An 18,734-nucleotide genomic window follows, 5' to 3' on the forward strand; every position below is an offset into this window, starting at 1 on the left:
GCCGCAGTGCACGACATACACCCAGCGCTCGCGCCGATCTCCACCCCATATAGTTCCATTCGACCGTCATTTGTTCCGACCTACCCCCCTGCGGCGCGAGCGCCGGACCGGATGCGCCGCCGACCGACCACAGGAGCCACAGATCATGAGCGAGGCACCGCCCGCCGCCCCGGCCGACCGCGTCGCGGATCGGTACGGAACCCGGCCGCGGCGCCACCGTCGCTGGATCCCCTACGCGCTCGGCGCGGCGGTGGTCCTGGCCGGGCTGATCGTGTCCTACGCGGGCTACAGCAAGTTCGGGCCCAAGGACATCGAACCGGAACAGCTCGGGTACAGCATCGTGAACGACTCCACCCTCGACGTGCACTTCAAGGTGACTCGGGAACATCCCGACCGCCCCGTCGTCTGCTTCGTGCGCGGGATGGACTCCGACCAGGCCGAAGTGGGCCGCCGCGAGGTGCTGATCCCGGCCTCGACCAGCGGAACCGTCGAGCTGACGACCACCGTCCGCACGACCGGGCGACCCGCCGCGGGCGATATCTACGGCTGCAGCGACAAGGTTCCGGCATATCTCCGGGTCGGCGGGCGGTAACGCCGGAACCCCTATCCGGGCGAAACGCCTAGCAATCAACGCTCCGACCTGCGTATTTATAGATCGTGCTAAAATGGGCGGACACACGGTTCCGAACGCTCGGAGCCGTGTTTGCTGCATTGGCGGCCAGCGCTGACGGTTCCGGGGTACTGACATGCCCTCCGGACCTGGGCCTGTCGGGGTTCGAGGACATCCCCATGGGATCGCTCTAGCCGTCCACTGCCGTTGTGCCCGCCCCTGGGCGGGTACTGCGGCGGGTATCAGGGAATCCCGGCACGCCGGGAACAACTACTAGGGAGTGATCGAGATGACTGAGACGAACGTGACCTGGCTGACCCCGGAGTCGCATGAGAGGCTCAAGGGCGAACTCGACGCGCTCATTGCCAACCGTCCGGTCATCGCGGCCGAGATCAACGAACGCCGCGAAGAAGGCGACTTGAAGGAGAACGGCGGCTACCACGCCGCGCGTGAGGAGCAGGGCCAGCAGGAGGCGCGCATTCGCCAGCTGCAGGAGCTGCTCAACAACGCCAAGGTGGGCGTCGCTCCGACCAAGTCCGGCATCGCACTCCCGGGATCGGTCGTCAAGGTCTACTACGACGGCGACGAAACCGACACCGAGACGTTCCTGATCGCGACCCGCGAAGAGGGCATGGGCGGTTCCGATCTCGAGACCTACTCGCCGAACTCGCCGCTGGGCGGCGCGCTCATCAACGCCAAGGTCGGCGAGACCCGCGAATACACGCTGCCCAACGGCAACACCATGAAGGTGACGCTGGTCAGCGCGGAGCCGTACCACAGCTGACGCATCCGGACGGGCCCTCCGGCGGCAGCTTGCAGCACTGCCACCGAAGGCCACACAGCGCCGAACGGCGGCGGCCCGCACCGATTCCCTCGGTGCGGGCCGCCGTCGTGTCATAGGGGCTTGCGAAATCAGCCGAGCGCGCGTTCGACATCCGCGAGCAGATCGCTGATGTCCTCGATACCGACCGACAGCCGCACCAGATCGGCCGGAACCTCCAGCTCCGAGCCCTCGGTGGAGGCGTGAGTCATCGCGCCCGGATGTTCGATCAACGATTCCACCCCGCCGAGGGATTCGGCGAGGGTGAAGATCCGGGTGCGCGCGCAGAAGTCCAGCGCCGCCTGGCGCCCGCCGCGCAGCCGCACCGAGATCATGCCGCCGAAGCGGAGCATCTGCTTCTGCGCCACCGCGTGGCCGGGATGGTCGGGCAGGCCCGGGTAGATCACCTGCTCGATCTTCGGGTGACCGGCGAGGAATTCCGCGATGGTCTCGGCGTTGTCGCAGTGCCGATCCATGCGCACGCCAAGGGTTTTCACGCCGCGCATGGTCAGGAACGCGTCGGTCGGTCCGGGCACCGCGCCCGCGCCGTTCTGCAGGAAGGCGAACGCCGCGTCGAGTTCGGCGTCGTCGGTGACCAGCGCGCCGCCGACCACATCGGAGTGCCCGCCGAGGTACTTGGTGGTCGAGTGCAGCACGATATCCGCGCCCAGCGACAGCGGCTGCTGCAGGTAGGGCGAGGCGAAGGTGTTGTCCACCACCAGTTTCGCGCCGCCGCGATGAGCGATATCGGCCAGCGCCGCGATATCGCCGATATTCAGCAGCGGGTTGGTCGGGGTCTCCAGCCACACCAATTTGGTGTTGGGGCGCAAGGCATCACGCACCGCGTCGGGGTCCGAGACCGGCGCCACCGAGTACTCGATGCCCCACTGCGTGAAGACCTTGTCGATCAGGCGGAAGGTGCCGCCGTACGCGTCGTTCGGGATGACCAGGTGGTCGCCCGGGCGCAGCGCCGCCCGCAGCACACAGTCGGTGGCCGCCATCCCCGAGGAGAAGGCCCGCCCGTACCGCCCCGATTCCAGCGCGGCCAGGTTGGCCTCCAGCGCGGTGCGGGTCGGATTGCCCGTGCGCGCGTACTCGTAACCGCCGCGCATCCCGCCGACGCCGTCCTGCGCGAACGTCGAACTCGCGTAGATCGGCACGTTCACCGCGCCGGTCTGCGGATCGGGATCGTATCCGGCGTGCACGGCCCGTGTGGAGAACCCCAGCTGATCGTCGGTCATAGGCCCAAGCCTAGAAGGTGCTCGATAGTGTGATTCGCATGGTCACCGTAGACGAGCTGTTCGCCCTCGACTCCCTGCTCGGCGACACCGAACGCCAGATCCGCGAGACCGTGCGCCGGTTCGGTGAGCAGCGGCTGCGCCCGCACGTGGCCGACTGGTTCGAGCGCGGCACCTTCCCCGTCCGCGACCTCGCCCCCGAGCTGGGGAAGCTCGGCCTGCTGGGCATGCATCTCGAGGGGTACGGCTGCGCCGGCACCACGGCGACCGAATACGGCCTGGCCTGCCTGGAACTCGAGGCCGTGGACTCCGGGGTCCGCAGCATGGTGTCGGTCCAGGGCTCGCTGGCCATGACCGCCATCCACAAATACGGGTCCGAGGAGCAGAAACAGCGGTGGCTGCCGGAGATGGCGGCCGGGCGGGCGATCGGCTGTTTCGGGCTGACCGAACCGGACTACGGCTCCAATCCGGGCGGTATGCGCACCCGCGCCCGGCGCGACGGCGACGACTGGATTCTCGACGGGTCGAAGATGTGGATCACCAACGGTTCGGTGGCCGATGTGGCGGTGGTGTGGGCACGCACCGAGGACCGCATCCGGGGCTTCCTGGTCCCGGCGGGCACACCGGGGTTCACCGCCCGCGAGATGCATCACAAGCTGTCGCTGCGGGCCTCGATCACCGCGGAACTGGACCTGGACGGCGTGCGGCTGCCCGCCGATGCCGTGCTGCCCGAGGCGCGCGGGCTGGCCGGTCCGCTGGCCTGCCTGTCCGAGGCGCGTTTCGGCATCGTCTTCGGCGCCCTGGGCGCGGCCGGCGACTGCCTGAGCGCCGCCATCGACTACGCGGGCACCCGCCAGGTGTTCGACAAACCCCTGGCCGCCTACCAGCTGACCCAGGCCAAGCTCGCGGATATGGCCGTGGAACTCGGCAAGGGCACCCTGCTGGCGTTGCATCTGGGCCGGCTCAAGGATCGCGGCGAGCTACGGCCGGAGCAGGTGAGCGCGGGCAAGCTCAACAGCACCCGGGAGGCGATCGCCATCGCGCGCGAATGCCGGACGATTCTCGGCGCCAATGGCATCACCCTCGACTATCCGGTGCTGCGGCACGCCAACAATCTGGAGTCGGTGCTCACCTACGAGGGCACCGCGGAGGTGCATCAGCTCGTGCTCGGCGAGGCGCTGACCGGAGCCAAGGCGTTCCGCTGAAATATGCTGCGCGATAGCCAATTCCCGTATATCCACGAGTGAGAAGTCCCACTCCTGCGGACGCTGCATGATTGCTAGCATAAGTAAGTGTTTTTGCTCGGCTCCGCGTTGCTCGAAGTATCGGCGCGCAAGACCTTGAAGCGCCTGCACGCAACTCACGGAGTTCCGGCATCGACCGCCGCGAAGGAACTGCCCGCGTTGTCGGCGGCGCTGGACCAGCATGCCGCGGCGGTTCGCGACATTCTCGATCTCGGTGTGCGGAATTCGGCGATGGTGCCCACGGGCGTGCTGTTGGCCGGCTACGCCCGCGGGCTGCTGGACTCCGGTCCCGTCGCCGTGCCCGCGCCGGGCGATCTCGCCGGCTGGATCGGCGCCGAATGGCTGCAGCTGCGGCTGGCCGCGGTATGCATGCTGGCCCAGAAAAAGGCCTGAGCGGCCGCGGGTGACCGCGACCGCCCAGGCTCTATCGCCGCGTCATTGCGGCTGTGACGGGGTGCCGTAGCCCGGCGCCTCGCCGTATCCCTGTGCGGGCCCCTCGCCGGTGTCCGGCCGGTAGGCCGCGCCGCTGGTCTGCGGCGTCCACCGGTCGCCGGGTTGCGGAGAACCCGCCCACTGCTCCTGCCGGGTAGCGCCCTCGCGCTGCCGGGCGGCGTCCTCGCGGCCGCGCTGATACGCCTCGGCGTGCCCGCGCAGCTGCGGCATCTCACCCTCGACGGTGTTCAGCCAGCCCTCCCAGCGCTGCTGCATGGGCCGGACCAGGCCGCCGCCGATACCGACGACCAGGATGCCGCCGATGGTGGCCAGCACCGTGATCAGGATCGGCGTGGTGACCGACGTCGCGACGCCGATCTGGTTCAGGGCGGCGATGATGCCGACGCCCCAGATGAACACCGCGGCCAGCCGCGCCAGCATGCGCCCGTAGGACAGCCCGCTGAGCATATTGCCGATCAGGTCGGTGACCACCCGCGCGATCGCGCCCGCGACACACACGATGATGATCGCGACCGCGGCCCGCGGCAGCCAGGAGACGATGCCGTTGAGCATCGTGCTGACCGGATTGGGCCCGAAGACACCGAAGGCGATCTGCAGCGCGATCAGCAGGATCGCGTAGTAGACCAGCTTCACCAGCAGGCCGGTGGCGTCGTACCGGCTGTTGGCCAGCATGTCCTTGATCCCGCCGCGATCGACGAGCCGGTCGAATCCGACCCGGCGCAGGATCCGGTCGGCGACCTTGGCGATCACCTTCGCGATGATCCAGCCGACGACCAGGATCGCCAGGAATCCGATGAATTTGGGCACGAACGTCGCAATCGCGCTCCACGCGTTCGACATGCCCTGCTGAAAATCGATAGCCAAACTGGAGGTGTACACGCGACCCGTCCCTTCCGCTATCTCCCCTGTCCCAACAATTTGCCAGAACTACTACACGGCGGTTATACCCGTCCGTGATCATTCGAATCAGGGGTTTGCAAACATTTTGCTGCCGACTCGATAACGCGGTGTTATCGAGTCGGCAGCGCTGCGTCAGTATGCGGAGTTGACGTTGTCCATCGAGCCGTAGCGGTGCGCGGCGTAGTTGCACGCGGCGACGATGTTGGCGACCGGATCCCAGACGTCGAAGGTCGTGCCGTCCACGTGATACGCGGCGAAGGTCGGGTCGATCACCTGCAGCAGGCCCTTGGACGGGATGCCCGCGGCGGCATTGGAGTCGTAGAGGTTGATGGCCTGGGGGTTACCCGTCGACTCGCGCATGATGTTGCGGTAGATGCCGTCGTAGCTGCCCGGGATGCCGCGGGCGGCCATGATGTCCAGCGCCTGGTGGATCCAGCCGTCCAGGTTGTTCGGGTAGCTGGGGGCCGGCGGCGGCGGGGGCTCGACCGGCAGCGGCGCGGGCATGGGCGCCGGGGCCGGGGCCGCCTCGGGGGCCGGGGCGGGGGCCACAGCGGCGACCTCCGTGGCGGTGGCAGGGGCGTTATCGGCGGTCGCGGCGAGGGTGGAGGCCAGGGCGGCCGGCTTCACATCGGCCGTCCCGTGCCCGCCCGCGGAGGTCACGGCGGCGAAGGCGGCCAGCGCCAGGGTCGCGGATCCGGCGGTGCGCGCGACCGCCTTGGCTCTACTGCTCTTCAGGGTGTTCTTCGACATGCGCGGTGTTTTCCTACTCTGCTGGTGGCCGTCGCCGGCCTGCGACAGGCAGTGCGGAACCAGGGCGAGACCGGGTCGCGGCTCTCACCTGCGCACTGCATGCTTTTTTGAGACTGGTTATGAGAGAAGGGGATTCGCATTCCCCACGGACACGGCTCCGCTCAGTGGGTGCCGTGCCCCGGCGACGACGCGGGACGCGTGCGCGGCCGGCATTGGCGCTGACATCTCCTCGTACTATCCGGACGCGAGGTCGGATGACTGACGAGGTCACAGAATGATCGCGGCAGGTTAACGGAGACTGAACCGAAGGTTAACAAACGGTGCGGCACTTTGAGAGAATCTTCAATTTGCGCCCGCTATGACGCCATGACCTGGGAATCTGCTTGAAACCCCAAAGTGCTGCGGGTCACAGAAAAAGTTGCCGTGTCGTGCTGGACGTTGGCGATTTGACCGTATTCGCGGCCGTTTCCGCACCTCGGACGGTCACGGTTCGTGATCTTCGGGGCAGATGCCCGCACGTTGCCCGGCGCGCTGCGGATGGGCCCTCGCGCCCACCTCACAGCCGGGCCCGCGCCCGTGCGCATCACATTGTTACGACCGGTCATCCAAGCGCCATCTGGCCGTCACCACCAGGGCCAGGTTGAACGCGCAAGCTGTTTCATGCCCGGTGCTCCCGCTGCCAGTTACACCGCCGCGCGCACCGGCGCCCAGCGCATGCTGCCCGGAGGTTCGGAGGTAACCAGATGTTCGAGTCCTGTCATTCCCCGACCGATGTGGCACACCTGTTACGGGCGCGGTTCGGTTTTCCGGTCCGGCTGTTCGCGGGGCGGCCGTTCCTGTCCTGCGGTGGCCGGGTAGACGCCGTCTCCATGCCCGCCGAATTGGGCCGCCAGGTGCGCGAGCGGCTGCGCGCGGCGCCGGCGACGCCCGCCGTCGCCGATCCGCGCAATCGCCGCTGGGTATTCCTGACCGCGACGCCACAGCCGTATTACGATGTCACGCAACACCTTCGGCTCACAGCCTACGAGGTGGCCGTGCTCACCGCGGGCCGCCGGGTGATGCTGCCGGCCTCGGACTACCCGCTGGGCTGGCACTGGGCGAGCGAACCCGTACCGGGGCCGCTGCTGCTGCCGGCGCGGGCTATGGTCCTGCGCGCGGTGCGGGAGTCGTTGCCGATAGGGGCCGGTCATGTCCCCGCGTGAGACCGTCCTGCTGCCCGACTGGCACGAACTGCTCGCCGCGTTCTGCGGCCACCTCGACGACGACCCGGACGGCCACCCCGTGGTGCGCTGGGCCCGCGCCCTCGCCGAACTACATCTGCGCCGGCACGACGAGCCCAGCCACGCGGCCGAAATCGACGGCGGCCGAGCCGAACTCGTCGCCGCCATCGACAACTGGGTCGGCGCCACCCTGCATCCGCCCCGGAACCGCCGCCGCGGCCCGTATCCGGAATCCCTCGGCGGCGCCGTCGACCGCATGGCCGCCGCCCAGGTCCACGCCACCCGCCTGCTCCACACCGTCGCCGACATCTCCGACGAGCGCGTCCACACCGCCTGGCACCGGCTCGCCACCCTGGCCGACGACTGGTCCGACCTGGTCGACGAGGTGTTGCACGGCCAGCCGCGAATCAGGCAACGAGCGCGGTCGGCCTAGCGCGGCAACGGGATTCACCATCGACACGTTTCACCCGACTGGAACGGGTTCGTACGGAACATCTTTCACGCCCGCGCGTGTCCATCGGCGGAGGGCGCGCATGTGAGCAGGGTCAGTGGAAGGACAGGCCCGAACTGCTGAGGAATCCCAGGAGGTCGTGACGGGTGATGACCCCGATCGGCTTCCCGTCCTCCACGACCATGAGCGCGTCCGTGGATTCCAGGGTCTTGGTCGCCGCCGAGACGGGCTCGCCGGAACCGATCAGCGGGAAGGCCTCGCTCATATGCTTGGACACCGGATCGGTGAGGTGCGCGCGGCCCTCGAAGACCGCCGACAGCAGATCCCGCTCGGTGACGCTGCCGGCCACCTCGCCCGCCATCACCGGCGGTTCGGCGCCGACGACCGGCATCTGCGAGACGCCGTACTCGCGCAGGATCTCGATGGCATCGCGCAGGGTCTCCTGCGGGTGGGTGTGCACCAGGTCCGGGAGCGCCCCGGACTTGCCGCGCAGCACATCGCCGACCGTCCGCTCCGGCGTGGAGCCGTCCAGCCGGGAGCGCAGGAAGCCGTAGGAGCTCATCCAGTTGTCGTTGAAGATCTTCGACAGGTAGCCGCGGCCGCCGTCGGGCAGCAGCACCACCACGACCGCGTCCGGATCCCGCTCGGCCACCTGGAGCGCCGCGACGACCGCCATCCCGCAGGAGCCGCCGACCAGCAGGCCCTCCTCGCGGGCCAGGCGGCGGGTCATATCGAAGGAGTCGGCGTCCGAAACGGCGATGATCTCGTCCGGTACGGCCGGGTCGTAGGCGCTGGGCCAGAAATCCTCGCCGACGCCCTCGACCAGGTAGGGGCGGCCGGAGCCGCCGGAGTACACCGAGCCCTCCGGATCGGCGCCGATCACCTTGACCTTGCCGCCGGAGACCTCCTTGAGGTAGCGGCCCGCGCCGGTGATGGTGCCGCCCGTGCCGACGCCCGCGACGAAGTGGGTGACCGTGCCGTCGGTATCGCGCCAGATCTCGGGGCCGGTGGTCTCGTAGTGGCTGTCCGGGCCGCCGGGGTTGGAGTACTGGTCGGGCTTCCAGGCGCCGGGGATCTCGCGCACGAGGCGATCGGAGACGCTGTAGTAGCTGTCGGGGTGTTCCGGCGGGACGGCGGTCGGGCACACCACGACCTCGGCGCCGTAGGCGCGCAGCACGTTTCGCTTGTCCTCGCTCACCTTGTCCGGGCACACGAAGACGCACTTGTAGTCGCGCTGCTGGGCGACCAGCGCCAGGCCGACGCCGGTATTGCCGGAGGTCGGCTCGACGATCGTGCCGCCGGGCTTCAGCAGGCCCTGCTCCTCGGCGGCATCGATCATCTTCACCGCGATCCGGTCCTTCGAGCTGCCGCCCGGGTTCAGATATTCGATCTTCGCCGCCACCAGGCCGGAGTTCGGGCCCACCACGGAGTTCAATCGAACGAGCGGGGTGTTGCCGATCAAGTCGACGACGTGGTTCGCGATGCGCATGTCCCCATCGTTGCAGAGTCGCGACGCGCCCCTACTCGCGCCTCCGGTGGCCGGAAACCGCGAAGTCGGGGGATTCCCGCGCGAGTTCCGGCGTGCGCCGCGACTGCGGAGCGCTTTGCCCATATCATCGGCCCCGTGAGGATGCCGAAGAACGCCCGCACCGCCGCCGCCGTGCTCGGTTGCCTCGGGGCCGCGACGGCCATCGCGTCGTCCGCCCCGGCGAGTGCGCAAACCGTGGAATTCCCGCAGACGCCGAGTGTCTTCTTCGGCGGGCTCTGCTGGGGCAGTATCCGGACCTGGGCCGACACCAGCGCCGACTATCCGGGCCGGGCCATCATCAATGTGCAGTCGCTACCGATCGCGGGCGTGGGCCAGGGTCAGTACCCGCTCGCCCCGCTGTGCGATGTCGACACCACCGTCGCGTGGCGCAACACCACCACGGGCGCCGCGGGCGAATACCGCCTGAACGTGGTCGCCGGCATCTACGGCAGCATCCTGTACGCCCAGTTCCAGGACACCGGTCCGGGCCACATCGAGGTCACGACCACCACCGCCAACTTCAACATCCCGTCGCACGGCGCGTTCGACGTCGCCGGGCCGCCGCCCCCGCCGCCGGGCGAATAGGCCCGCGCGTCACCCCTTTCCGCGGCCGAGACGGATATCACCGTCGCCGCGGCAGGTGCTCACATTCACCGGATCCGGCACGATATACGCAGGCATGAAAACTTTCGGTGTTGCGGAGGGTGGTGTGGATCCATGGCGAGGACCTGGCGCACTGTCGCGATGACCGGCGCCGCCACCGTGGCGGCCGGTTCGGGCGCGGGCACCGCGTCGTGGGCGGCGTACCGGCTGCTGATGCAGCAGGCGACGGCCGCGCGGACGGTGATCGGCCGCGACACCTCGAAGCCGCCCGAGGCCGACGGCGTGTACACATCCGGATGCCTCGCACCCGCGCCGTGGCGTACCGGCGTGCCTTTCGACCTGCACCTGATGATCTTCGGCGACTCCACGGCCGCGGGTGTCGGCTGCCGGAGCGCCGAGGAGGTGCCGGGCGTGCGGATCGCGCGCGGGCTCACCGAGGCCACCGGACGCCGAATCCGCCTGAGTACCAAGGCCATCTCCGGCGCCACCTCCAAGGGTCTGGCCGGCCAGGTCGACGCGATGTTCGTCGCCGGTCCGCCGCCCGACGCCGCGGTGATCCTGATCGGCGCCAACGACGTCACCAAGAAGCATTCCGTGCTGCGCTCGGCGCAGCGGCTGCGCTCGGCGGTGGCCCGGTTGCACGAGGCCGGCAGCGTGGTCGTCGTCGGCACCTGCCCCGATCTGGGCGCGGTGGCGGCGATCCCGCAACCGCTGCGCACGGTCGTGCACGGCTGGAGCGTCCGGCTCGGACGAGCGCAGACCGGTGCGACCCGGGCGGCGGGCGGAACACCGGTGCCGATGGGCGATCTCCTCGGTCACGATTTCCGCACCACACCCGAGGTGTTGTTCTCCGCCGACGGCTTCCATCCCTCCGCCGCCGGGTACGAGCTGGCGGCCACTCACCTGCTGCCCGCGCTGCTCCAGGAGCTCGATCGGCGGGATTCGGGCATACCGGGTGTTCCTAGCCCGATCGGCGCGACGTAGATTCGGAAGAGAATTCCGTATTCTGTGTACCGAACGGCCGCTTGGTCGTTCGCCACCCGACGAAGGAGTCCTCATGCCAGAGGCCGTCATCGTTTCCGTTGCCCGCTCCCCCATCGGCCGCGCAGGCAAGGGTTCCCTCGTGGGCATGCGCCCGGACGACCTCGCCACCCAGATGGTGCGTGCCGCTCTCGACAAGGTGCCGGCGCTGGCCGCCACCGATATCGACGACCTGATGCTCGGCTGCGGACAGCCGGGCGGCGAGGCCGGCTTCAACATGGCCAAGGTGGTCGCCACCCAGCTGGGCTACGACTTCCTGCCGGGCGTCACGCTGAACCGCTACTGCTCGTCGTCGCTGCAGACCAGCCGGATGGCCTTCCACGCCATCAAGGCCGGGGAGGGTGACGTGTTCATCTCCGCCGGCGTCGAGACCGTCTCGCGGTTCCCGAAGGGCACCTCCGACGGCTGGCCGGACACCCACAACATCGCCTTCGGCGAGGCCGAGGCCCGCACCGCGAAGCGCGCCGAGGGCGGTTCGGACGGCTGGATCGATCCGCGCGAGAACGACGAGCTGCCCGACGTGTACATCGCGATGGGCCAGACCGCCGAGAACGTCGCCCAGTTCACCGGGATCTCCCGCGAGGACCAGGACCACTGGGGCGTGCGCTCGCAGAACCGCGCGGAGGAGGCCATCAAGTCCGGCTTCTTCGAGCGCGAGATCACCCCGGTGACGCTGCCCGACGGCACCGTCGTCTCGACCGACGACGGCCCGCGCGCCGGCACCACCTACGAGAAGGTGTCGCAGCTCAAGCCGGTGTTCCGCCCGGACGGCACGATCACCGCCGGCAATGCCTGCCCGCTGAACGACGGCGCGGCGGCGCTGGTGATCATGAGCGACACGAAGGCGAAGGAGCTGGGCCTGACCCCGCTGGCCCGCATCGTCTCGACCGGCGTGTCGGGCCTGTCGCCGGAGATCATGGGCCTGGGCCCGATCGAGGCCGTGCGGCGGGCACTGAAGCTGGCCGGCAAGACCATCGACGACCTCGACCTGTACGAGATCAACGAGGCCTTCGCGGTCCAGGTCCTCGGCTCGGCCCGCGAGCTGAACATGGACCTGGACAAGCTGAACGTGTCCGGCGGCGCCATCGCCCTCGGCCACCCCTTCGGCATGACCGGCGCCCGCATCACCGCCACCCTGATCAACAACCTCCAGACCCACGACAAGCAGTGGGGCCTGGAAACCATGTGCGTCGGCGGCGGCCAGGGCATGGCCATGATCATCGAGCGCCTGAGCTGACGCGAGAGACAGGGCACTAGCGGAAGACCGGCGTTTCTCACGCCGAAATAGGCCGCCGTTCTCATTGCCCCGTTGTTCCGGCAAAGCCCATCTTCATTGCCCCGTTGTCCCGGCCCCTGGGCCGGGACAACGGGGCCTTCGCAACTCAAGACAACGACGCAAGAAAGTCCCGAACCAAAGGCCCTGCGATAGACCGAAACTCCTCGAAATAAGCATGCCGAGCCCCGGCGATCATCCCCAACCGAGCCCCCGGAATACGCTCGGCCAGCAGGGGAGCATTACCGGCCGGATTGAACCGATCGTCACTCCCGTGCACCACCAGAGTCGGGGCGACGATGTCCGGCAACACATCCCACGCATCATGCCGATGACTGGCGATCAGATGCCGCCGCCGCGCATAGGACGGCATCCCCTGATCCCCCAGAGTCTGATAAGGCCCGCGATGCGCAGCGAGCCACGCCGGCGTGTACATCAGGTCCAGCAAAGTCCGCTCGGCCGTAGCGGGATCGGCCAGCAGCCGCCGGATATCCGCCCCACGATCCACCCCGTGCCGCCCGCCCGGCGAAGTACACCCGAGCACCAGCCCCCGCACCCGATCCGGATACCGCGCCGCCACCCACTGCGCCACCCGTCCACCCATCGATGTGCCGTACACATCGGCCCGATCGATCCCCAGCTCGTCGAGAACCGCGATCGCATCGTCGGCGAATCCCGGTGTGCTGTAGGCAATATCGGGCTTGTCACTGTCCCCCGTGCCGCGATAGTCGAACGTGACGGTCCGATGCACACCGTGGAAGTCGTCGCGAATACCGTCCCACCAGTGATGATTATTGGACTGCCCCGCGATCAGCAGCAGCGGGAACCCGTCCCCCTCGACCTGATAGGCGAGGCGAACCCCCTCGGCGGCCTTGGCATACGGCACGAACAGCGTCCTTCCTCACGAAAAACGGGTGGCCACCGATATTCTCGGTGACCACCCGCAGGGAGCATGGCTACTAATCGTTCTGCAAGTAGCTCAGCAGCCGCAGGATCTCGAGGTACAGCCAGACCAGGGTGACGGTCAGGCCCAGGGCGACGCCCCACGCGGCCTTCTCCGGCGCCTGGGCGCGGATCAGCTGGTCGGCGGCGTCGAAGTCGAGCAGGAAGCTGAACGCGGCGATGGCGATCACGACCAGGCTGAACACGATGGACAGGGCGCCACCGTCACGCAGGCCGAAGCCACCGGGGGTGAAGAACGCGGCGACCAGGTTGCCCAGCATCAGCACGACCACGCCGATCATGGCGCCGACGATCATGCGGGTGAAGCGCGGCGTGACCCGGATGGCTCCGGTCTTGTAGACCACGAGCATGCCGAAGAACACGCCGAACGTGCCGAGCACCGCCTGCGCGATCAGCGCGGAACCACCGACGCCGCCGAAGGCGACATTGGTGAACATGAACGACAGCGCGCCCAGGAACAGGCCCTCGAAGGCGGCGTAGCTCAGGACGATGGCCGGGTTGTCCTGCTTGCGGCCGAACGTCGCGACCAGCACCAGGACCAGGCCGACGAGCCCGCCGACCACGACGAACAGCGGCGCCAGCGCGTGGTTGGCGGCGGTCAGCCCGTAGGAGAGGACGGCCGCGACGGTCACGACGCCCAGCGTGATGCCGGTCTTGGTGACGACGTCGTCGATGGTCATCGGCCGGGTGGCCTGCGCGGGCTGCTGGTACGGCTGCTCGTAGCCCTGCGGCGGGTACTGCTGCCCGTACTGTGCGAACTGTCCGGCGCTCGCGGTCGCCGAACCGAACCCCGCGTAGCCGCCCTGCTGTTTCGGCAGATTCTTGAAGATCGGGTTGCTTGAGGTGCGCACCGTTCCCGTGCCTTTCCGAAGGTCGCGGTCCACGACTCTCGTGGCCGTTTGAAGTATCCAACGCGCCGCGGCGGAAGCAAGTTCCCGAACCGGGCATAAAAACGGACAAACGGGACTGTACTACCGCGTCCCCGATGTCGCCGGGAGCGGACGGGATGAGCGGAATCTACTCCTGCCGGGCGTCGTACAGGCCACGGACGGAGCGCGTCACCGTGAACTTGCGATTGCGCGCCACCACATCGGTCCGGCCGACCAGGCGTTCCATCACGCCCCGATAGTTCAGGTGCGAGTTGTAGACGGTCCACAGTTCGCCGCCGGGCCGCAGTACCCGGCCGGTCTCCGCGAACATCTTGATCGCTGATCCCGTGTGCACGGCCGCGCCCACGTGGAAAGGGGGGTTGCACAACACGAGATCGGCGCTGTGCCCGGCCACGCCGGTCATGGCGTCGTCGCGCAGCACCGTCACCCGGTCGGCGACCCCGTTGGCGGCGGCGGTGGCGCGCGCCGAGGCGACGGCCGCCGCGGACTGATCGGTGCCGACCACGCTGACGTGCGGGCGCTCCTTGGCCAGCGCGACGGCCAGTATCCCGGTGCCGCAGCCCAGGTCGATGGCGTCGCGGGCATCGGGCTTCATCCGCCGGACGTGCTGGAGCAGGAAGCGGGTGCCGATGTCCAGGCGCGGGCCGGAGAACGCCGCACCGTGCGCGACCACCTCGAGACCCACCTCGTCGAGTTGCTTGCGGACGGGAAACGGCGGCTCCCCGACCTGTTTGGGATCCTGCGCCAGCAGCATGCGCGACTTCTGCCGGCCACGGCTGGCGCGCACGGAGCCGAACGATTCGGCCAGGACGTCGTTCATCGCCGGCGTCAGGTATTTGTCGCGGCCCCCGGCGAACACCTCGACCTCGGGATCGGCGTACCGCGCGACGGCGTCGGCGATCTCGGCCAGGCCGGACAGCGCCCGGGGCAGCCGTAACAGCACCACCTTCACGTTTTCGAGCAGCCGGCGGCCCAGGTCGTGGGTGGCGTAGCGGTCGGCCAGCCCGGCCGCGCGGGCATTGCCGGCCAGCGCCAGCTCGCCGGTGAGCAGGTCCTGATGCACGCGGACCGCGCTCAGATCGTGCGCCGCGACGGCGCCCAGCGTGAGCGCGCCGTAACTGTCGTCGATCACCGCGACCCGTCCGTCGCCCGCCGCGGCCACGGCGTCGGCGGAGACGTCGAGAATCAGCCGGTCCGCGGCATCGACCGCGTACAGATTCACCGCCTCCACATCCGGGTACCGTCGCAACCGCCCCAATACGTCGTCGACCTCCTGCACTCCTACAGTGTGCTAGATCGTTGCCGTGTCGTCGCGGCGACCCCGGTGGTATCACCGAATACCATCGGCCCCATGCGTAACAGGCTGGCGTTGACGGTGGTAGCGGGACTCGCACTGCTGGCGGGTTGCTCGAGCGGCTCGACGGATCCCGTGCCGGCCCCGCCGCCGGCGCCGCCCACCGCGGCCATGCCGCAGGCGCCGCCCACCGCGGCCACGCCGCAGGAGGGCACGGCGTCCGCCGACGCCCGGCTGACGGTCGCCAATGTCCGCATCGGACACCATCCGGGTTTCGATCGGGTGGTCTACGAACTCGGCGGCGCCGGCAGCCCCGGCTGGCGGGTGCAGTACACCGATCGGGCGGTGGGGGACGGTAGCGGCAAACCGGTCGACGTGGCCGGGCAATCCGTCCTGGAGGTGCGGATTCTCGGCTCGTCGTACCCGTGGGACAGCGGGGTCTCCCAGTACGAGGGGCCCGATCCGGCGACCGATCCGAGCGCGCCCGGGATCGCGGGCGTGTATCGCACGGTGGTCTACGAGGGCACCACGCAGTCGTTCATCGGGGTGAACGGCGACCGGCCCGCGTTCTCGGTGGACGCGCTGGAGAATCCGGCCCGGCTGGTCGTCGACGTCGCGACCGGGTGAGGCGGCTCAGGCCTGCCCGGTCTCGAAGCGGGCGATCTTGTCCCCCGTCACCGTGAAGCGCCACGCGGTGCGCATCGCGCCCCAGCGGTCGTTGGAGTAGTCGGCGACGAAGGCGCGGCCGCCCTCGGCGACGGTGTCCGGGTCGACGGCCATCCGCCCACCCGAGTCGAAGGCCTCGCTCTGCACCCATTGCCGCAGGCCACGGTCGTTTCCGTCGTCCGACATGGTGGCGTCGTCGGTGAGCACGCCGAAGAAGGCGTCCTGGTCACCGCCGTTGAGCGCATCGATGAATTTCGCCACCACGGGATCGAGTTGGTCGGCCATCCTGGCACCCCTTCCGGGTCCGGTACGCACGAAATCCGGTCACCCGCAAACGTACCGCAACCCCATCTGACGATGGGAGGGGTAACTAAAGGCTCGAACGATGCCCTGACGGAGAGGGGACCAACGTCCTGACGAAGGGGGCAACCAACGCCCTGACGGAGCGGGAACCAACGCCCTGACGAAGGGGAACCAACGCCCTGATGAGCGGAGACCACAACGCGCTGACCGGCGGAGTGACCAACGCTCCCCGCGGGCGCGGCGGCTAGCCCTTTCCTGGCTCCTCGTCCCGCGCCTCGGAGCGCGGGCTCAACCGGATCACGCCGCGATCGAGGTCCAGCGAGCCGGGCTCGAACGGCTCGCCGGTGCCCGTCTCGTCGTCGCTCTCCTTGCGCAACTTGCCGCCGTGGAGGAGTTCGCCGAACTGTCCCATGCGTTTCAGCCTACGCGCGGGGTGGCCGTTATTCCTGTGGCACCGTCGCACTCGGCTCCGGGGCGGGGACCGATCGGGCGGCGCGGTCGCGGGGCAGCGCCGCGGCCGCCACCACCATGACGACCGCCATCACCGAGACGCCGATGAACACCAGCTGGATCGCCGACGAAAGCGCCTCGGGCGCCGGATGTTCCACGCCACCCACCCGGAGATTGACCAGCGCGCCGAAGACCGCGACCCCGACCGCGCTACCGATCGACCGCGCGAACATGGTGGTCGCCGTGACCACCCCGCGCTCGCTCCACTCGGCGCTGGTCTGGGCGGCGATGAGCGTCGGCGCCGCGACCCACCCCATCCCCGCGCCGATGACGAAGCAGCTGGCCGCGACCTGCCACAGCGTCGACCCCGAGCCGATCAGCAGGGTGGACAGCGCACCGAGCGCGGCCAGGCTGCTGCCGAGCAGCGCGGTGCGCCGGAATCCGATGCGCAGGTACAACTTTCCCGCCTGCGAGGCGGTCAGCGGCCAGCCCAGCGTGAGCGCGCCGACGGTCAGGCCCGCGACGAGCGCGCCGACGCCGAGCACACCCTGCGCGAAAGTCGGGACGTACGAGGTCAATCCGAGCATGACGGCCCCGATCAGCAGCGAGGCCAGGCTGGCGGTCACGACGATGCGGCGGGTGAACACCCACAGCGGCAGGATCGGGCTGCGGGCGCCACGCTCGACGAAGGCGAACACCACCAGCAGCGCCACGCCCCCGGCGAAGACCCCGATGCCGACCGGCGACGTCCACGCCCAGGAATGCCCGCCCTCCAGCAGACCGAGGATGATCGCTCCGGCGCCCCCGGCCAGCAGGACGGCCCCTAGATAGTCGATGCTCTGCCGCTGCCGGGGCGCGGTCTCCCGGAAGGAGCGGATCAGCACCCAGGCCGCGAGGGCGGCGAGCGGCAGGTTGATCAGGAAGATCCAGCGCCAGCTGACGTATTCGGAGAAGATCCCGCCCAGCAGCGGGCCGAGCACCGACGAGGCCGCCCACACCCCGGCCAGATAACCCTGCACCGTGGCGCGCTCCTCGAGGGTGTAGATATCGCCGGCGATGGTCATCGACATCGGCTGCACCGCCCCGGCGCCGATGCCCTGGACGGCCCGGAAGACGATGAGCGCCGGCATGGTCGTCGCGATACCGCACAGCAGCGAGCCGAGCGCGAAGGCCGCGATACCGAACAGCATCACCGGCTTGCGCCCGAAGGTATCGGCGATCTTGCCGTAGATCGGCACGGTCACCGCCTGCGCCAGCAGGTAGATCGAGAACAGCCACGGGAACTGCGAGAAGCCGCCGAGACTGTCGGTGATGGTGAGCACCGCCGTGGCGATGATCGTGGAATCCAATGCCACCAGCGAGGTTGCCAGCATGAGAGCGGCGAGGATGGCGCCGCGGTCGGACCGGAGGCCGATGGAGGATTTCCCGGTGGCGGCGCGCAAAGAACTTCCCTCTCGTCAACCCAGCTCGACTACAGGTCAAACATCCCATGAGCGGACCTATTCCATACGGCAAGGGGGTATCGCCGTCCCAGGGCCTAGAATGTCGGGCGTGACCCGACAGCATGCGACCCGAGTGCCCGGCTACGCCCGGTTGCTCGGCATGCTGGCGCTCCTGGCGGGCATCGCCCTGATGCACGTGGTCGTCTTCGCGACCGGGCACGCCCACGCGAAAGCATCCGCGGTGGTCACGGCAGCCATCCCGCACACCGCCGCGCATATGGCCGCCGAAACACCCGCATATTCGGCAAGCGCCGCCGGGATCGGCCAACCGCGAAGCGGCGAACCGGCAAGCGCCGCCGGGATCGGCGACCACGGGGCGATCGCTCACGGCGGCACCCCCATCGCGCGCGGCTCGTCGCAGATGCCGCCCGCGCATCACTCGGCCATAGCGTCGCCATCGATGGCCGCGCCCGTCGAGCACGACGCACAGGCCGGGGCGGGATGCGACGGCTGCGGCGCGGCGCACGGCGGCGTACACCCGTGTGTCTTCATCTTGGCGCTGCTGGCGCTGGCCCTGGGGCTGGCGGTCCTCGCC

20 protein-coding genes and 1 pseudogene are annotated in these 18,734 nt (G+C 69.1%); 11 read left to right on the forward strand and 10 right to left on the reverse strand.

The window, feature by feature from the left end; translation table 11 throughout:
- Positions 1-145 precede the first annotated feature (145 nt).
- Complete coding sequence (locus tag ON41_RS26335) at positions 146-592, forward strand: DUF4307 domain-containing protein (RefSeq protein ID WP_040750463.1); 447 nt, start codon at positions 146-148, stop codon at positions 590-592.
- Between the two features lie 307 nt (positions 593-899).
- Complete coding sequence (gene greA, locus ON41_RS26340; protein WP_040750464.1) at positions 900-1,394, forward strand: transcription elongation factor GreA; 495 nt, start codon at positions 900-902, stop codon at positions 1,392-1,394.
- 128 nt (positions 1,395-1,522) lie between these two features.
- Here the strand turns inward: greA and ON41_RS26345 are convergent, their stop codons facing one another.
- Positions 1,523-2,671 carry a cystathionine gamma-synthase gene (locus ON41_RS26345; RefSeq protein WP_040750466.1) on the reverse strand — a complete coding sequence of 383 codons (1,149 nt, stop codon included), beginning with the start codon at positions 2,669-2,671 and terminating at the stop codon, positions 1,523-1,525.
- Between the two features lie 38 nt (positions 2,672-2,709).
- Between ON41_RS26345 and ON41_RS26350 the strand changes: the two genes are divergently transcribed.
- Positions 2,710-3,873, forward strand: coding sequence for an acyl-CoA dehydrogenase family protein (locus ON41_RS26350; protein ID WP_051162510.1), 1,164 nt, complete (start codon positions 2,710-2,712; stop codon positions 3,871-3,873).
- Between the two features lie 87 nt (positions 3,874-3,960).
- Complete coding sequence (locus ON41_RS26355; protein WP_040750467.1) at positions 3,961-4,305, forward strand: DUF6401 family natural product biosynthesis protein; 345 nt, start codon at positions 3,961-3,963, stop codon at positions 4,303-4,305.
- A 42-nt stretch (positions 4,306-4,347) separates the two neighbouring features.
- Here the strand turns inward: ON41_RS26355 and ON41_RS26360 are convergent, their stop codons facing one another.
- Both ON41_RS26360 and ON41_RS26365 read right to left on the reverse strand, forming a co-directional pair.
- Entirely contained in the window at positions 4,348-5,229 is an 882-nt protein-coding gene (locus ON41_RS26360) for a mechanosensitive ion channel family protein (protein ID WP_306307790.1), read from the reverse strand.
- A gap of 168 nt (positions 5,230-5,397) precedes the next feature.
- Positions 5,398-6,015 carry a transglycosylase SLT domain-containing protein gene (locus tag ON41_RS26365; protein ID WP_040750469.1) on the reverse strand — a complete coding sequence of 206 codons (618 nt, stop codon included), beginning with the start codon at positions 6,013-6,015 and terminating at the stop codon, positions 5,398-5,400.
- Between the two features lie 743 nt (positions 6,016-6,758).
- On the opposite strand from ON41_RS26365, the gene ON41_RS26370 reads away from it, so the two are divergent.
- Both ON41_RS26370 and ON41_RS26375 read left to right on the forward strand, forming a co-directional pair.
- Positions 6,759-7,217 carry a hypothetical protein gene (locus ON41_RS26370; RefSeq protein WP_040750470.1) on the forward strand — a complete coding sequence of 153 codons (459 nt, stop codon included), beginning with the start codon at positions 6,759-6,761 and terminating at the stop codon, positions 7,215-7,217.
- A complete protein-coding gene (locus tag ON41_RS26375; protein WP_051162512.1) occupies positions 7,204-7,668 on the forward strand; it encodes a hypothetical protein in 465 nt (154 codons plus the stop codon). The genes ON41_RS26370 and ON41_RS26375 overlap by 14 nt, the downstream gene beginning before the upstream one ends.
- Positions 7,669-7,780: 112 nt before the next feature.
- Here ON41_RS26375 and ON41_RS26380 read toward each other — a convergent pair whose 3' ends face one another.
- Positions 7,781-9,175: a cystathionine beta-synthase gene (locus ON41_RS26380; RefSeq protein WP_040750471.1), complete on the reverse strand. Its 1,395-nt coding sequence runs from the start codon at positions 9,173-9,175 to the stop codon at positions 7,781-7,783.
- A gap of 141 nt (positions 9,176-9,316) precedes the next feature.
- On the opposite strand from ON41_RS26380, the gene ON41_RS26385 reads away from it, so the two are divergent.
- From ON41_RS26385 to ON41_RS26395, 3 genes are all read left to right on the forward strand, one after another.
- Positions 9,317-9,799 carry a hypothetical protein gene (locus ON41_RS26385; protein ID WP_221333051.1) on the forward strand — a complete coding sequence of 161 codons (483 nt, stop codon included), beginning with the start codon at positions 9,317-9,319 and terminating at the stop codon, positions 9,797-9,799.
- Between the two features lie 132 nt (positions 9,800-9,931).
- Positions 9,932-10,801, forward strand: a complete 870-nt coding sequence (locus ON41_RS26390; RefSeq protein WP_040750473.1) for an SGNH/GDSL hydrolase family protein — start codon at positions 9,932-9,934, stop codon at positions 10,799-10,801.
- 73 nt (positions 10,802-10,874) lie between these two features.
- The gene (locus tag ON41_RS26395; protein WP_040750474.1) at positions 10,875-12,095 is read left to right on the forward strand and encodes an acetyl-CoA C-acetyltransferase; all 1,221 of its coding nucleotides are present in this window, start codon (positions 10,875-10,877) and stop codon (positions 12,093-12,095) included.
- A 145-nt stretch (positions 12,096-12,240) separates the two neighbouring features.
- Here ON41_RS26395 and ON41_RS26400 read toward each other — a convergent pair whose 3' ends face one another.
- The 3 genes from ON41_RS26400 to ON41_RS26410 form a co-directional block, all read right to left on the reverse strand.
- On the reverse strand, positions 12,241-13,017 hold the full coding sequence (locus ON41_RS26400) for an alpha/beta fold hydrolase (protein ID WP_040750475.1): 777 nt from the start codon (positions 13,015-13,017) through the stop codon (positions 12,241-12,243).
- Between the two features lie 73 nt (positions 13,018-13,090).
- A complete protein-coding gene (locus ON41_RS26405; protein WP_040750477.1) occupies positions 13,091-13,945 on the reverse strand; it encodes a Bax inhibitor-1/YccA family protein in 855 nt (284 codons plus the stop codon).
- A 166-nt stretch (positions 13,946-14,111) separates the two neighbouring features.
- Positions 14,112-15,263: a class I SAM-dependent methyltransferase gene (locus ON41_RS26410; protein WP_040750479.1), complete on the reverse strand. Its 1,152-nt coding sequence runs from the start codon at positions 15,261-15,263 to the stop codon at positions 14,112-14,114.
- A 72-nt stretch (positions 15,264-15,335) separates the two neighbouring features.
- On the opposite strand from ON41_RS26410, the gene ON41_RS26415 reads away from it, so the two are divergent.
- Positions 15,336-15,905, forward strand: coding sequence for an AMIN-like domain-containing (lipo)protein (locus ON41_RS26415; RefSeq protein WP_040750480.1), 570 nt, complete (start codon positions 15,336-15,338; stop codon positions 15,903-15,905).
- Between the two features lie 6 nt (positions 15,906-15,911).
- Here ON41_RS26415 and ON41_RS26420 read toward each other — a convergent pair whose 3' ends face one another.
- The 3 genes from ON41_RS26420 to ON41_RS26425 all read right to left on the reverse strand — a co-directional run bounded on the left by ON41_RS26420 (position 15,912) and on the right by ON41_RS26425 (position 18,139).
- Positions 15,912-16,229, reverse strand: a complete 318-nt coding sequence (locus ON41_RS26420; protein ID WP_040750482.1) for a nuclear transport factor 2-like protein — start codon at positions 16,227-16,229, stop codon at positions 15,912-15,914.
- A 262-nt stretch (positions 16,230-16,491) separates the two neighbouring features.
- On the reverse strand, positions 16,492-16,659 hold the full coding sequence (locus ON41_RS41855) for a hypothetical protein (protein WP_157185632.1): 168 nt from the start codon (positions 16,657-16,659) through the stop codon (positions 16,492-16,494).
- Positions 16,660-16,687: 28 nt separating this feature from the next.
- Entirely contained in the window at positions 16,688-18,139 is a 1,452-nt protein-coding gene (locus ON41_RS26425) for an MDR family MFS transporter (RefSeq protein ID WP_040750483.1), read from the reverse strand.
- A 109-nt stretch (positions 18,140-18,248) separates the two neighbouring features.
- Here ON41_RS26425 and ON41_RS26430 point away from each other — a divergent pair.
- Positions 18,249-18,734, forward strand: a pseudogene (locus ON41_RS26430) (hypothetical protein); the annotation flags it as partial.

Source organism: Nocardia transvalensis NBRC 15921 (assembly GCF_000308875.1).
Classification (GTDB): Bacteria; Actinomycetota; Actinomycetes; order Mycobacteriales; family Mycobacteriaceae; genus Nocardia; species Nocardia transvalensis.

Bases quoted from the DNA above. Each gene is read 5' to 3' on its own strand.
- ON41_RS26335 (WP_040750463.1), top strand. From the start codon at position 146: ATGAGCGAGGCACCGCCCGCCGCCCCGGCCGACCGCGTCGCGGATCGG.
- greA (WP_040750464.1), top strand. From the start codon at position 900: ATGACTGAGACGAACGTGACCTGGCTGACCCCGGAGTCGCATGAGAGG.
- ON41_RS26345 (WP_040750466.1), bottom strand. From the start codon at position 2,671: ATGACCGACGATCAGCTGGGGTTCTCCACACGGGCCGTGCACGCCGGA.
- ON41_RS26350 (WP_051162510.1), top strand. From the start codon at position 2,710: ATGGTCACCGTAGACGAGCTGTTCGCCCTCGACTCCCTGCTCGGCGAC.
- ON41_RS26365 (WP_040750469.1), bottom strand. From the start codon at position 6,015: ATGTCGAAGAACACCCTGAAGAGCAGTAGAGCCAAGGCGGTCGCGCGC.
- ON41_RS26370 (WP_040750470.1), top strand. From the start codon at position 6,759: ATGTTCGAGTCCTGTCATTCCCCGACCGATGTGGCACACCTGTTACGG.
- ON41_RS26375 (WP_051162512.1), top strand. From the start codon at position 7,204: ATGTCCCCGCGTGAGACCGTCCTGCTGCCCGACTGGCACGAACTGCTC.
- ON41_RS26380 (WP_040750471.1), bottom strand. From the start codon at position 9,175: ATGCGCATCGCGAACCACGTCGTCGACTTGATCGGCAACACCCCGCTC.
- ON41_RS26385 (WP_221333051.1), top strand. From the start codon at position 9,317: ATGCCGAAGAACGCCCGCACCGCCGCCGCCGTGCTCGGTTGCCTCGGG.
- ON41_RS26390 (WP_040750473.1), top strand. From the start codon at position 9,932: ATGGCGAGGACCTGGCGCACTGTCGCGATGACCGGCGCCGCCACCGTG.
- ON41_RS26395 (WP_040750474.1), top strand. From the start codon at position 10,875: ATGCCAGAGGCCGTCATCGTTTCCGTTGCCCGCTCCCCCATCGGCCGC.
- ON41_RS26415 (WP_040750480.1), top strand. From the start codon at position 15,336: ATGCGTAACAGGCTGGCGTTGACGGTGGTAGCGGGACTCGCACTGCTG.
- ON41_RS26420 (WP_040750482.1), bottom strand. From the start codon at position 16,229: ATGGCCGACCAACTCGATCCCGTGGTGGCGAAATTCATCGATGCGCTC.
- ON41_RS41855 (WP_157185632.1), bottom strand. From the start codon at position 16,659: ATGGGACAGTTCGGCGAACTCCTCCACGGCGGCAAGTTGCGCAAGGAG.